The 14,469-nt window shown below is 34.9% G+C and carries 15 protein-coding genes and 1 pseudogene; 3 read left to right on the top strand and 13 right to left on the bottom strand.

What is annotated here, in order from left to right; translation table 11 throughout:
- The first annotated feature begins 104 nt into the window (after positions 1-104).
- Positions 105-977: a LysR family transcriptional regulator gene (locus Q9B79_RS02615; RefSeq protein ID WP_306182512.1), complete on the top strand. Its 873-nt coding sequence runs from the start codon at positions 105-107 to the stop codon at positions 975-977.
- 227 nt (positions 978-1,204) lie between these two features.
- Here the strand turns inward: Q9B79_RS02615 and Q9B79_RS02610 are convergent, their stop codons facing one another.
- Both Q9B79_RS02610 and Q9B79_RS02605 read right to left on the bottom strand, forming a co-directional pair.
- Positions 1,205-1,474 (bottom strand): 2TM domain-containing protein, encoded by a 270-nt coding sequence (locus Q9B79_RS02610; RefSeq protein WP_000438997.1) that lies wholly within the window; start codon positions 1,472-1,474, stop codon positions 1,205-1,207.
- A gap of 127 nt (positions 1,475-1,601) precedes the next feature.
- The gene (locus Q9B79_RS02605) at positions 1,602-2,243 is read right to left on the bottom strand and encodes a hypothetical protein (protein WP_306182511.1); all 642 of its coding nucleotides are present in this window, start codon (positions 2,241-2,243) and stop codon (positions 1,602-1,604) included.
- A 276-nt stretch (positions 2,244-2,519) separates the two neighbouring features.
- Between Q9B79_RS02605 and Q9B79_RS02600 the strand changes: the two genes are divergently transcribed.
- On the top strand, positions 2,520-3,551 hold the full coding sequence (locus tag Q9B79_RS02600) for a S66 family peptidase (protein ID WP_306182510.1): 1,032 nt from the start codon (positions 2,520-2,522) through the stop codon (positions 3,549-3,551).
- A 71-nt stretch (positions 3,552-3,622) separates the two neighbouring features.
- Complete coding sequence (locus Q9B79_RS02595; protein ID WP_306182509.1) at positions 3,623-4,018, top strand: DUF3224 domain-containing protein; 396 nt, start codon at positions 3,623-3,625, stop codon at positions 4,016-4,018.
- A gap of 343 nt (positions 4,019-4,361) precedes the next feature.
- Here Q9B79_RS02595 and Q9B79_RS02590 read toward each other — a convergent pair.
- From Q9B79_RS02590 to Q9B79_RS02540, 11 genes and pseudogenes are all read right to left on the bottom strand, one after another.
- Positions 4,362-4,499, bottom strand: a pseudogene (locus Q9B79_RS02590) (enoyl-CoA hydratase); the annotation flags it as partial.
- A gap of 72 nt (positions 4,500-4,571) precedes the next feature.
- Positions 4,572-5,081, bottom strand: coding sequence for a DUF4303 domain-containing protein (locus Q9B79_RS02585; protein ID WP_306182508.1), 510 nt, complete (start codon positions 5,079-5,081; stop codon positions 4,572-4,574).
- Positions 5,082-5,224: 143 nt separating this feature from the next.
- Entirely contained in the window at positions 5,225-6,472 is a 1,248-nt protein-coding gene (locus Q9B79_RS02580) for a DUF1015 domain-containing protein (RefSeq protein ID WP_306182507.1), read from the bottom strand.
- A gap of 13 nt (positions 6,473-6,485) precedes the next feature.
- Positions 6,486-7,658 carry a 3-phosphoglycerate dehydrogenase family protein gene (locus Q9B79_RS02575; protein ID WP_306182506.1) on the bottom strand — a complete coding sequence of 391 codons (1,173 nt, stop codon included), beginning with the start codon at positions 7,656-7,658 and terminating at the stop codon, positions 6,486-6,488.
- Positions 7,659-7,670: 12 nt separating this feature from the next.
- On the bottom strand, positions 7,671-8,753 hold the full coding sequence (serC, locus tag Q9B79_RS02570; RefSeq protein WP_306182505.1) for a 3-phosphoserine/phosphohydroxythreonine transaminase: 1,083 nt from the start codon (positions 8,751-8,753) through the stop codon (positions 7,671-7,673).
- Between the two features lie 209 nt (positions 8,754-8,962).
- Positions 8,963-9,154: a DUF378 domain-containing protein gene (locus Q9B79_RS02565; RefSeq protein WP_000670803.1), complete on the bottom strand. Its 192-nt coding sequence runs from the start codon at positions 9,152-9,154 to the stop codon at positions 8,963-8,965.
- A gap of 89 nt (positions 9,155-9,243) precedes the next feature.
- Positions 9,244-10,311 (bottom strand): glycoside hydrolase family 113, encoded by a 1,068-nt coding sequence (locus Q9B79_RS02560; RefSeq protein WP_306182504.1) that lies wholly within the window; start codon positions 10,309-10,311, stop codon positions 9,244-9,246.
- A 206-nt stretch (positions 10,312-10,517) separates the two neighbouring features.
- Complete coding sequence (locus tag Q9B79_RS02555; protein ID WP_088081053.1) at positions 10,518-11,291, bottom strand: DUF6612 family protein; 774 nt, start codon at positions 11,289-11,291, stop codon at positions 10,518-10,520.
- Between the two features lie 84 nt (positions 11,292-11,375).
- The gene (locus tag Q9B79_RS02550; RefSeq protein ID WP_306182503.1) at positions 11,376-11,741 is read right to left on the bottom strand and encodes a hypothetical protein; all 366 of its coding nucleotides are present in this window, start codon (positions 11,739-11,741) and stop codon (positions 11,376-11,378) included.
- A gap of 1 nt (position 11,742) precedes the next feature.
- Positions 11,743-13,476, bottom strand: coding sequence for a tetratricopeptide repeat protein (locus Q9B79_RS02545; protein WP_306182502.1), 1,734 nt, complete (start codon positions 13,474-13,476; stop codon positions 11,743-11,745).
- Positions 13,477-13,505: 29 nt separating this feature from the next.
- A complete protein-coding gene (locus tag Q9B79_RS02540) occupies positions 13,506-14,450 on the bottom strand; it encodes an ATP-binding protein (protein ID WP_000999215.1) in 945 nt (314 codons plus the stop codon).
- Positions 14,451-14,469: the final 19 nt, after the last annotated feature.

The raw sequence follows: 14,469 nt of genomic DNA, 5'->3' as shown, positions 1-14,469 counted from the left end.
TCTATTTTTAAAACTTTTTGTTTATGATATCATGTGGGGTATTATATGAAAACTATCTATAAGGTTGTTTTTGTATATAAAAAAGGTATAGAAGGGACTTTGAAATGGATATAAGAAAACTTCGTTACTTTACTGTAATCGCTGAAGAAAAACAGCTTACGCGTGCTGCCCAGCGGCTTCATATGGCACAGCCACCTCTAAGTAGACAGCTATCGCTACTAGAACAAGAATTATCAGTAAACTTATTTGAAAGAAACGGTCGAAATATGCATTTAACTGAAGAAGGAAAAATTTTATATACGAAAGCAAAAAACATTATTCAGCAATTAGAAGAAACCATTACGGAAATTAAAGATACCGGTGAAGGGCTAAGGGGGAATCTATCTATTGGAGCATTTCATTCTTGCATTCCTTTTCTCTCTGAAAAAATCCGCTATTTTCAAGAAAACTATCCAAATGTGAACTTAAAAATATGGGAAGGTGGCCCTTTTTACTTAATAGAGCAATTAGAAAATCGATATATCGAACTTGCTATTTTACGCTCCCCTTTTAATAAAGATGTTTTTTCTAGCATTTGTTTATCAAAAGAACCATACGTAATAGTCATGCCTGCTAAATGGGAACTATATCACTCACAGCTTCCAATTCCTCTAACCGAATTAAGTCATATTCCCCTTTTACTTTTACATAAAGATAAAGAAAACAGCTATCATCAGCTCGTCATTGATGAATGCAGGCACCGAGGTATTCAATTAAACATAGCATGTGAATGTCCAGACTCGGCATTTATTCTTATGCTTATCATGACTGGAGTCGGCGCGTCTATCCTGCCTAAAAGTGCTGTATCTCATATCTCGCAAGAATTTATAAAAATAGTAGATGTAATGGATTTCCCTTATCAGTCCGAATCATCGATTATATGGCTGAAAGATCGGACGCTTTCTAAAAGAGCACAACGATTTATAGAATGTACATGAATTCATTTTGAAGGTATAGCGATGGATTTCTTCACTTCTCCATCGTTGTTACCTCGTTTATAAAATTATTTCTTCTATTATTATCATTGGACATGTTATATGTCTTAGTATTCCTTCTAAACAGAAAAAACAAAGACGCGAAGTCATAGAAGGGACTTCACATCTTTGTTTTTTTTATGAATTGTAATCCTCAGTATTTTTTTAAAAATCGAATGATCAAAATGAATTTACTTATCTTTCTCCATATATTCTTTAATCTTTCGTTCTTCCCACTCTTTTCCGAATATCCCAACTGGAAATGTTGTCAAACCGTGTATAACGATACCGATTCCCCAACCTGCAAGTGGATATAAAAACCATAATTTACTTGAATCAGAGATTATATTTATAATAAAAAGCATTAAGTTCACTAGAATATAAACCGTTAAATGAATGTAAAAAGCTTTTAAATTCTCCACCCTTTTTTTAGCTCGTAAATAAACCTCATCTCGCTCCAGTATTAACATCATATTCTAATCGGAAATCCGTTATTCTCAAAAAACACAAAACAAAAAGTACCCATCGAATTGTCATACATATGATCATTCGATGGGTACTGCATGATACATTTTTATAAGAATCTAATTAAGACCAAATCCAAACATCATCATTATTTTCAACGTTGCTCTTTACCTCATACACTTTTTCGATATGATCAACCGTGTTCCAGTTAATAGAACTTCCGCCCCAGCTCACATACTTCATATCAACTTTTACTTTCTCGCCCGTATGAAATACTTGTCCCTTCGTTAAGAAAATATCAATAATCACTTTTTTCCCGTTTAGTGATGGATACTCAACTACGACATATTTTGTAAAACCTTCTCCCCCATCTTCCATCATTCCTACTTTTGCTACTTCCCCAATTACATAATCAGGTGAGCCATCTTCTTTCATGTGCATGCCTAACTTATTTGTTGTATTTTCAATTGCAGTTGCAACCATATATTCTGTAAAATTACGCATCATAGATCCAGTAGCTTTAACCTCATCTCCTACTTTCACATTTGAGAAAGTATCCATGTATACACTAACAGGTTCTTCGTATTGCTTAGATTTCACAACAATTACACCGTTATCTACTTCCACTACTCGTCCTTCTAACGTCGAGAAATTCGATTCAATAGAAGCTGCACTCGTTTTTGTTACTTCTAATCCTGGTAAATTCGTTCCTGATAATGCTGCGATACCTAAAGCACCTGCTAAAATTAATTTTTTCATACCCATTATGAAACATCTCCATTCATGATGATTTTATTTTTTTGATTGGATACGACCAACCTGTAACTATTATAGTTACAGTTAATAAAAAATAGCAACCCTCTTTCTTATGCAATGTTGCATACTTTAATTCTCAAATGCAATTTAACGCTAAGACTGAATTCTTGAATACCAGCAGGTAAACAGATTGATGATGAAGAAAATAATGTGATGCATCATATTTTTTCAAAGCTACAGTTTGTACAGTCGTAGTCCATTACATTATGTAGGAGTGGAGTTAACATGTTAAAAAAACCAAACAGATTACAACCAGGTGATATCGTAGCAACAGTAAGTCCTTCATGGGGAGGCGCAGGTGATTCTGAGATAAAATGGCGATATGACCAAGGAGTAAAGAGATTAGAAGAAGTTTTCGGTCTTACGGTTGTTCCCATGCCAAATAGTTTAAAAGGTAGCGAATTCATTTATAACAATCCACAAGCTCGTGCGGAAGATTTAATGACAGCTTTTAAAGATACGCGCGTGAAAGCAATTATCGCAAATATTGGCGGAGAGGATAGCATCCGCTTACTTCCTTATATAGATTTTAATGTAATACGTGAAAATCCGAAAATTTTTATGGGATACTCTGATGTTACCATTTCACATTTGTTTTGTCATAAAGCAGGAATCTCCTCTTTTTACGGTCCAGCCATTTTAACGGATTTTGCTGAAAATATAGAGATGAATCCATATACGATTGAAATGGTAAAGCGAACTCTCTTTTCAAATGAAACGATTGGCGAAATTCAACCAGCTCCTGAATGGACGAGTGAGCGTTTAGAATGGATAGAGGTAAATAAAGATACAAGACGTACGATGCAGCAAAACAATGGATATGAGGTACTTCAAGGCTCTACTACCGTACAAGGACGCTTAATTGGTGGTTGTATAGAAGTACTGGAATTTGCAAAAGGAACAGAACTTTGGCCTGAGAAAAAACATTGGGAAAATAGTATCCTTTTCTTTGAAACTTCTGAAGATCACCCAGAACCAAGTTATATAAAGTATTGTTTACGAAATTACGCAGCGCAAGGCATTCTCCAAAAAGCAAAAGGGATTATTTTTGGTAAACCAAAAGACGAAATGTATTATGAAGAATATAAACATGAAATACTAAAAGTTATGAAAGAATATAACTTAGAAGATTTGCCACTTCTTTATAATTTAAATTTTGGTCATACCGAGCCAAAGTTTATTTTACCTTACGGCGCGTTGGCAGAAATTGATTGTGAAAATGGGTCTTTCTCTATTTTAGAGAGTGGCGTGGAATAAAAACATTCCTATGAAATATGAATGTGAATGGATACTTTTTAAAAGTATATAATCGGAGGGAGATTACGTGTATGGAAGTAACGTTTACAGTAAGTAAATGGGATGAAAAACCAATCGATGATACTAGAAAAGATTTCCCTATTAATATGGCCCATGTTGAATATGATATTGATGGGGAATTAAAAGGAAAAGCTTCTGTTGAATACTTATTATATTATGTAGACTCAAATATACATGATGGTCACCTGGCTACTGCTAAAATTTCTGGATTTTTACACTTTGAAGGGGTTTACAAGGGGCAACAAGGGACATTTACAGCTATAGAGCAAGGAATATTTGATAAAGGAAATCTAGATTCCCCAGGAACAATTATTAAAGCTACCGGTAACTTAGAAAATTTGAGAGGATCCTATCATTATCAGTTTACAGGTCAAACTAGCAAACTGATTTTAGAGTTTGAATTTTAGCAAAACACCTTATAATTTAGTAAAAAGGACATTTCTTGTAATACTAGGAATGTCCTTTTTGTTGACGAGCTTATTCAACTATTTTCTAATAGTTAAGAAGTATAATACATAAAGTGAAACTTTAATCAGTGGGGGTTTTGTTCATCCTCCACTGATTATTAGTTGAACCAATCGGGCTTTTACGGGCAGTTAATCCCCCACCTAACTTCTTTGCTTTAGCTGAATTTTGAGGTGGGGGTCTTACAGCCCGTTAAATGCGGGATAAAATTTTCGTTATGGAGAAATTAAAACGCTAAGCCTGAGAGGCATGTGGGCCCCACCTATTCATTACTTTTTCTACTAACTAAAGAATAATCCCCGAAAAACTCCCCTTCATAACTTCTTTTTCAAGTTGATTCCTACATATAAACATCGCAGTAATCTTTGGACGATTTCTTTCATCAGGTTCAAATTGTTCAATGGTTACATCACAACGAATCGTTACTATTAATTGGTGACTTTCGATCAAATGAAAATCGCCTCTTATAGAGCGCAGTTTTACTTATATTCACTCTTATGCAAATTCTGAAGCATATTCTTCGTATGTCTTTAATGTATTAAGCAATCGAGCTGATTCAATCATGATTTCGTTTGATGAATCAGTTACACAAATGACAATAAATCGATTATCATCTCTGTCTCCAAACAAGCCTTCTGATTCAAGTTCCATTAACACATTTAACGTTTCTTTCAACAGTGTATTTACTCGTATGTTAAAGTCCTCTTCGACGATATCATGATATTTCTTGATAATTTTGTTCACTTCATCAAACATTCCAAAATCGTCCCATTCGCTCCACTCAACAGCTCCGTATCTATAATAATTGTATAAAGGCTCCGACTTATTAACTTTGATTAGTCTTTCTTCATTAGCCACTGGTCCAATACTATTGACACAATCGTCTGTTAATATGGAGTATCCATATATTGTGTCAACACCGCACCTAATTATAAGTTCGTTATAATGAGAACGAATTGCATTTTTCAACTCAACATAAAAACTTTCTTGCAGCTGCATTTTCATCGTATTTCCTCCATTTTTTGTAACGACCTGTCATTACATATTTCAATCTTAACATGAAAATCAGCATGGAACGTTAACTGAGCTAAAATAAGAAAAACCGAAACTATAATCATTTCGGTTTTTCAAACTAAAGAAGTCTGTATTTACTTTAAAGAATGTACAAACAACCCGCTGCGCAGCTTCGGTTCAAACCACGTTGATTTTGGTGGCATAATTTCCCCAGCGTCTGCGATTGCTAATAAAGATTCCATTGATGTCGGATATAATGAGAACGCTGCTTTATATTCACCGTTATTTACAAGGCGTTCTAGTTCTTCTAAACCACGGATTCCTCCGACAAAATCAATGCGTGAATCAGATCGCGGATCATGTATTTCAAGTACTTGGCTTAATAAATGATCTTGCAGAATAGATACATCTAAACCTTTTACAAGGTCGTTCGCATCAAACGTTTCCTCTTTCACTGTTAGCTTATACCACTTCTCGTTTACATACATTCCAAATGTTTTTGGCTCATTTGGTTTATACGGAGACACAGCTGCTTCTTCTACATAAAAGTATTGTGCAATTTGTTTTAAAAACTGTTCTTCTGATAAGCCGTTTAAGTCTTTTACGACTCGGTTATAGTCCCAAATAGATAATTCATCATGAGGGAATAAAACAGATAGGAAGAAATTAAATTCTTCTTCTCCTGTGTAATTCGGATATTGTTCTCTTCGCATGAGCCCAACTTTTGCAGCTGATGCGGAGCGGTGATGTCCATCTGCAATATAAAGATTAGGAATATCTTTAAATAAGTTTACTAAACTTGCAATTACTTCTTCATCAGCTATTTTCCAAGCGACATGCCTAACGCCGTCTTCTGCTGTAAATGTATAGATTGGCGCATGTTCTTCTTTCCAGCTGGCAATGAAACGCTTTATCTCTTCTTTTGTACGATACGTTAAAAAGATAGGACCTGTATTCGCGTCACACACATCTACGTGGCGAATGCGATCAAGTTCTTTTTCATGACGTGTTCTTTCATGTTTTTTAATTATATCATCTTCATACTCATCAATAAATGTACAAACGACAAGACCTGACTGCGTTCTTCCTTGCATCGTCAATTCATAAATGTATAACGCTGGCTCTTCGTCTTGAATGAACACTTCTTCTCGTATAAACCGATTTAAATTTTCACCCGCTTTTTCATATACACGATCATCGTACGGTGAAAGTGCCGGGTCTAAATCAATTTCTGCTTTATCAACGTGTAAGAAAGAATACGGATTCCCTTTTACAACCTCTCTTGCTTCTTCACTATTTAATACGTCATACGGTAAAGCAGCCACTTCCGCTGCTTTTTCTTCTACTGGACGAATGGCCCGAAACGGTCGGATTTTAGCCAAATTCCTCTCTCCTTTACACAATCATTCGAACGGCTACAACACCTGTAATTTTGCTTATATTTTCCACAATATTCTCTTTTATTATATCATCAATTCCGTTATCAATATCAATCATTGTGTACGCCCAAGAATGTTTACTACGATTAATCATATCAGCAATATTAATATGATGTTCTGCTAAACATCCTGTAATTTGTCCTACCATGTTTGGAACATTTTGATGCATGATTGTAATACGTTTCTTTCCGATATACGGCAGTTCTACGTTTGGATAGTTTACTGAATTACGGATATTTCCTGTCTCTAAATATTCACGTAATTGACGCGCTGCCATTACTGCACAATTTTCTTCCGATTCAGACGTAGATGCGCCGAGGTGGGGCGTCGCTGTTACGTTTTTCATTTTAATCACATTTTCATTCGGGAAGTCCGTTACGTAATGCGCAATAATCTCTTCTTCTAACGCTTTTTGAAGAACTTTTTCATCTACAAGTTCTCCTCTTGAGAAATTGAATAGACGCATACCTTTTTTCATCTTCTCTAGAGCGTGTTCACCAATAATCCCCTTCGTTTGATTTGTAAGAGGAATATGCAGCGTAATATAATCACACGTTGCAAAAATTTCATCTAAACTAAATGCTCTTTGCACATGTGTAGAAAGGCGCCAAGCTGTTTCAACTGAAATGTAAGGATCATATCCGACGACGTCCATCCCTAAAGCTAACGCATCGTTCGCAACTAAAGCACCAATTGCGCCAAGTCCGATAACACCTAGACGTTTCCCTGCAATTTCTGATCCAACGAATTGTTTTTTCCCTGATTCAACAAGCTGCGGTACTTCTTCACCTTCTAAATTTTTCGTCCAGCTTACGCCGTTAATAATGTTACGTGAAGACATAATAAGGCTGGCAATGATAAGTTCCTTTACTGCATTGGCATTCGCTCCTGGCGTATTAAAGACTACAATCCCTTTTTCTGTACATCGCTCGACAGGAATATTATTTACCCCTGCACCAGCTCTCGCAATCGCCTTTAAATCTTTTGAGAATTCTTCTTGATGTAAAGAATAGCTACGAAGTAAAATGCCGTCTGGGTGATCCATTCTCTCCCCTACTTCATAGCGCTCTCCGCTAAGTACTTGCAAGCCTTTTTCTGCAATTTGATTTAACGTTTGAACACGAAACATATCCCCATCTCCCTATCTATTCTCAAGCTCAAATTCCTTCATATAATTTACTAATTGCTGTACACCTTCTGCTGGCATCGCATTGTAAATACTAGCGCGCATACCACCGACTGAGCGATGTCCTTTTAGCGTAACAAGACCGCGTTCTTTCGCTTTTTGTAAAAACTCATTGTTCAGCTCTTCTGACGTTGTTGTAAACGGGATGTTCATAAGTGATCGATACGTAGGATCAACCGGTGAAGTAAACAATTTTGATTCATCTAAGAAATTGTAAAGAAGTGAAGATTTCATTCTATTCTGTTCTTCAATCGCAGATACCCCGCCTTGCTCTTTCAGCCACTCTAATACAAGTTTCGTTACGTAAATACTAAAGGACGGCGGTGTATTATATAAGGAGTTATTTTTACTGTAAGTTTCATAGTTTAACATTGTAGGACAGGAGCGATCTGCTCCCCCAATTAAATCTCTTTTTATAATTGCAATCGTTAAGCCCGCTGGCCCTAAATTCTTTTGCGCTCCCGCATATATAAGACCAAACTTCGAAACATCGTATTGTTCTGATAAAATATTTGAGGACATATCCGCAACGAGCGGTACTTTATCTACATGTGGAATATCCACATATTTCGTCCCCTCAATTGTATTATTCGTTGTAATATGTACATAATCTAGTTTTTCATCGCTCAGTAAACCATCCAATTTAGGAATTGTAGTAAACTTCGCTTGTTCAGAAGAAGCAATCACTTGAACTTCCCCTACTTTTTCAGCTTCTTGCAGCGCCTTTTTAGACCATGAGCCAGTCAATACGTACCCTGCTTTTTTATACGTATTCATTAAATTTAACGGTATCATAGAGAATTGTAATGACGCACCGCCTTGTAAAAACAATACATCATATTCATTAGGAATGTTCATTAATTCACGAAGTAGGTTACTCGCTTCATCTATAATACTTTGAAAATAAGAAGATCGATGACTCATTTCCATAATAGACATGCCTGTCCCGTTATAATTTACAAGCTCCTTTTGCACTTTCTCTAAAACTGGCAAAGGGAGTATTGATGGTCCAGCTGAAAAATTATACACTCTCTCCATCACCCTGAAAACCTCCCTATTTCTCATTTTTATTAATTTTTAAACTTTCTGAATTATAACCCGAAATATAATACGTGGTCAATTTGTTTTCTATTATTACAGCGTAAGACGCAATGGAATCGCTTGCATGTGCAAACTATTTTTATAAACATACAAAAAAGTGTTAAGTACATAATCGTACTTAACACTCTAGTAATAAAGTATAATTGCTAATTGTCCGTGAAGAACCGATCAAAAATTTGATAAATAGCAGAAAGACCAATGAGCCAATAAATAGTGTCCACAAGCGCCGGCATAGAACCAAACCATTTCTCAACTACATTGTAATCTAACGCTACAAACAACCAATTCAAACCGCCAAGAATCACCAAAATTACTGTAAGGTAAGACAAAAATTTCATTATGATTGCCCCCTAGGTGATAAGATGGTGAAAGGCCTTTCACTAGAAATATATGTGGTAAAATTCAAAACTTACCTATTTTATAAAAATTATTTTCGGTACCAGCCGTTAATAACTGTTTCTGCTTCTTTACTATGTATTTGATACGCATGCGTACTATTATGAGAGCCAATAAACCAAATTGAAAAACCTTTAAAATATGGTTTCGGTTCTAATACATCACGGTAAGCGCGCCATCCGTTTAATTGTACGTCTTTTGAAAATACATTTGAAACATCTGGATTCCACGGATTCTGCAGTCCAAGTTCACGTGCCGGAACGTTAAATCCACCAAAGTAAATCGGTTTTCCTGTTGCTTTATGTAATTGTTCCAACTGCTGCACAACATTTTGCCCACGGTTATACACTGTCGTCGCAAATAAACTTTGCTTTACTTCTTCGTATGATGGATTTCTTTTTCCCGAAACTTCAAACCAACTATCGATACTAACTATATCTACCTTTTTTAAATACGGACGATTGATTTTCTCTACAAACTTCGCTTCATAAGAAGGATCCCAACTTGCTGTTAACCACCAATTCATTTGATACAAAACATTTCCCTTATACTGCTGACGAACGAAATCAATCGTATCGCTCCAATATCCTTCTGCATATTCCATATTCACGAAATTAGAAGCAATCTTGATTCCGTACACATTGTATTTACTTGTAATCGAATGAAAGATATCTTGCAAAATAACCGTTTTCCAATTCCAGAAGAAATCATTAATATTACTCGGATTCCATTCCGTTTCCCCAACATTTCCTTGCTGAATATACGGGAACGGTTCCACGATAACTTGAATATTACGCTTTAATAATTCTTGAATTAAAAGAATAGCCTGTTGCTTTTGCGCTTGATTAATTACCATGTTCGTAGAAGTCACGTTCGGAATATCTACCTGAATCGGTACATTTACTGTATTTAAATTTAAGCGCTCTACATCAGCTAACACTTTCGCCACATTTCCAACTTCCCATACCGTTACATTTCCTGCTTTGATTTTCCCAGATTGAACAGTATTTACATCTGCCTGTACATTTCCTTGAAAACAAAAAGAAAACAGCATAATAAACACTCCTAAAAAACTTATTAAACTCTTATTTTTCTTCACAACTTTCCCCCTATAATTTTTGGCTTTCCTGATTATTTTATACAATGTTTCACATATATTCCATAAGAATATTTAATGAAATTTCATCAATAAAAATGCTATTCACCCTTTATCCACACCTTATTCATACTAACCTCCTAAAAATAGTAAGGTAAATAAAAAAAGGAGCGTATTTCCGCTCCTTTTTTACCTTTATATGATTGAATTTATTGACTTCCTTCAGGCAACTTAATTGGATCAAATTTTTCAAATGAATCAATTTTTATACTCACAACTGTATCCAATTTTTCTTTATCCGCACTAGATTTCTTATCTGTATTACGTTCACTTACATTTATAATTGTACGCATCTCTTCAAATTTATAATCTTTCGTTATGATATATTCAACAGTGAACGCATCCATATTAAATCCGTCCGTTAATTTTTTCATATCTCCATTAATTTTCTGTAATGTATCTACTGCTTCTTTCCCCTTTAAGTCGAGTGTAAGCTTATATGTATCTCCCTCCTTCTTTGCTTTCATTTTTTTAGCTAAATCTTCCGGTAAATCTAACTCATTAAGTAAATTTTTACTTACCATTACGTCATCAACATTAAATTGATCATTAGGTATCGTAACTAACTCTCCTGTACCAGGGTCTTTCACTTGAACAGCGACCTTTCCATCTACTTCGTACGTTACAATATCTGTTCCACTTATTTTCATTTCCGCTCTAGAATTCTTTCGTTTTGGCTCCATTTGAATGTTCATTTTAATCTCTTCTGATTGGCTGTTCCCCTTCATTGACATAAGAGACGTTAAAGTGAGATATTCTTCTTGTTTTAATTTATCACCCGCTTTTTTAAAAATGTCTTTCGCTACTAACTCTTTTTCTTTTTGTACAGATGTAGTTTTAGGCCCACTTGTTTTTTCACTACTACAACCAGTTGTCAAACCTACTATTAACGCCAAACTAGATGCTACAATTATTTTCTTCATAATGATTCTCCCCGTCCTCTATTAAAAATAATTACACTTTATGTATAGTAAATGAAATGAATTAACACAAAACAGATACAATACTTATTTAACTTCTAAACTAAACCAGTTATTCAATCCATATACTAACGTAACTAACGCTCCAATAACACCAAAAATAACTATATTTATACCAATTGAAGAGCCAAATGCAACAGCCATTATTGACACAATCATGAATAAAATGGCGATACTATTAATCTTAATTTCTACTATATCGCCATCCTTTACTTTCTTTTCTTTACTCCCAAAAAAGAATTGTTTTACTTTTATATTTGCTTCATCTCCCTCAAAAGGAAGCGTATATTCTTCATTATTTTCAAGTTTCATTACTACTTCATTATCTACCTTTACAGCGACTCTTGCTGCTCCTCCCATCATTCCCGTTGCCCTTACTACTTTAATACTCATGCTAAATCCCCCCTGCTTCAACGCCTTGTGACTCTATTTTCCCTAGTAGCTCTTCATATTTTTGCATCTCTTCTTGCGCATTATTCCAGCTCTCACCGTAAATATGAGTTAACTTTCTTGCTGTTATTTCAATTATAAAAGAGCTATCTCCATTTTGAAGTAATACATACGTTCTTGTATCCTCTTTATATATTTTCATAGGAGTTGCTTTTTTTAACTTCTCCCCGGCTGGTTGTCCTACTTTTTCTAACATAACCGGTACATAACTTTTCTCTATAGCTCCCTCAATTGTACTTCCATTCCAATCACCTTTTCTTAATACGTATAATACAGTTACTACTTCTAACTTATCGAACGATTCTTTTTTATCTTTGAGCGCTTTATCTTGCTGCTCTACAATAATATCCTTCGTTTCTTGACTCATTTTTGGCGTCGTATTCACCGCATTTGTATTATTTAAATTATACAATTTCCCAACTTTAAATATAAAGGAGATCGATAAAACGACAATTAAACAAATATACCATTTATTATATTTTGGTGATTCAATATCTGAATATGATTGAATCTTTTTATGTTCAGCTGATGATAAAGCTGGTTCTTTCACTGCTGCAGCAACCTCTTGCTGCCCCTCATACACAGTTCCTTTACTCCAAAAGCCCTCTAGCTGTGCTTCCAGTTCTTCTTTTGATAGTTTCGCAGCTGGAATAGTAGTAGCTTCTCCTTTTTTAACTGTACTTTCCATATTGGAAATTTCACGATTTCGAATGATTTTATTTTTTTTCACATTGTATTCAGCATCAAAGCGTGTTCCTAATCCTACTTCTTTATGAATCCGCCCTTTTATAATAGATGAAATGATATACATCATAAAAATAACTATATACACGGAACCGGCATACCAACCTGTTAAATATACAGGGAGGATTATCCATCCTAAAAGGCTTAAAACAACTAAAATATAATATAATTTAAGACTCTTCTTACTTGTAAACGAAAATATTTTACAAAACTTAGAAAATGAATTCCAAAATGTATACGTAAAACTTGCCATAAAAGCACAATACTTATTTTTCGTTCCGATTGTATCTCTATAAATTTTGTAGGCACCTTCATGATTCGGCTCTAATCGTATTGCAGTTTCAGCTAGCATTCTTGCTTTTTTAAAATTCCCTTTTTCTTTTGCTACATTTGCAAAAGAGACTAGATTTGTTACATTTTCTGGATTCAGCTCTAACGCACGTTTTTCCGCCTTTATACCCTCTTCTATTCGTTTCGGATAATAACTTAAAAGAATAAAAGCATATCTTCCTACATACATATCATTTTCAGGTTCTAACTCTATCGCTTTGTTATAGTATGTAATACCTTTATTAAGCGATTCTATATGTACTTTTGCCTCACCCACATAAAAGTAATATACTCCTTCTTCCGGATAATTTTTTATCCCTATTTCTGCTATCTCTTTTAATCTCTTAAAATTTTCTTGCGCATAAAAAATATCTAACGCTGTTAATAAAACATTTTCATCTAAGTGATCTATTTTTAGTGCCTCTTCTAAATATTTACTTGCTTCATCAATTTGTCGTAATCCAAAGTAGTACACATGACTTAAACAAATATAACCAGTAGCATCTTCTGGATCTTCTTTAATCATCCATTCCGCTTCTTCTTTTGCTAGCTCAACATCACCAAGCTTCAATAAGTGCGAGATTCTCCTAAGTTGCTCTTCCATCTATTCCTTTCCCTCCAAACTAATATCATTTATTTCAATTGGTGTTCTTCCATATACTCTAATACTTTGTCAAAATCTTTATTTACATCACTAAACGTTGCATAATTTTTTGCGGTTGAGAACCAGTCTAAAGTTGTCGGTTGCCGTTTTTTCATTGCTTTTAATAAATCTTCATTGGATAAGGGTTGTAACTGTCCCGTTTCAAATGAACGTTGAATAGCTTCATTAATAGCATCTTCCACTAAATATGTTAAATCTGCTCCTGAAAAATGCTCTGCATACTTCGAAACAAAATCTAACTGCAATTCCATTCTCGGTTTATCCTTTGTTTTCAACTCTAGTATTGTCAGTCTTTCCTCGTTATTTGGTGGTGCCACAAAAACAAGTGAATTAAAACGGCCTGGTCGTCGTAACGCTGGATCAATATACCATGGTGTATTTGTTGCCCCAATTATATAAACACCTTCATTAAAAGAATTGCTTCCGTCCATCTCCACTAGCAATTGATTAACTAACGTTCTTTGATGATGAGCACCCATCTTCTGTCTATTCCCGCCATATGCGTCTAACTCATCTATAAATAAAATACAAGGCTTTGTTTTTCTTGCCTCTTCGAACACTTCATGTAAATTTTTCTCTGCTTCTCCTGACCACATCGATAGTATTGCTTGCAACTCTAAATGAATAAAATTAGCGTTTATCTCACCTGCAACTGCTCTCGCTAAAAATGTCTTACCACATCCAGGCGGCCCATAAAATAATAAACTGCCTCCTACTTTCTTACCGAAAGCTTGAAAATACTCTGGATTGTTAATCGGCATAATAAAGTCCATATTGATTTTCTTTTTAATATCTTCCATTCCGCCAACATCATCAAAAGTTATTTTACTCTCTTCCACTTCAACCATTTGATTTTTTTCTCTATCAAAAGAAATCACTTTAATTTTCTCTCGATATTTCTCCATGTCGTTCATTCTTGTATTTATCCCCCTA

This window comes from Bacillus sp. MHSD_36 (assembly GCF_030757775.1).
Lineage (GTDB): Bacteria > Bacillota > Bacilli > Bacillales > Bacillaceae_G > Bacillus_A.
The sequence above is the reverse complement of the archived record's forward strand: the minus strand, read 5'-3'. Positions and strand labels throughout refer to the sequence as shown.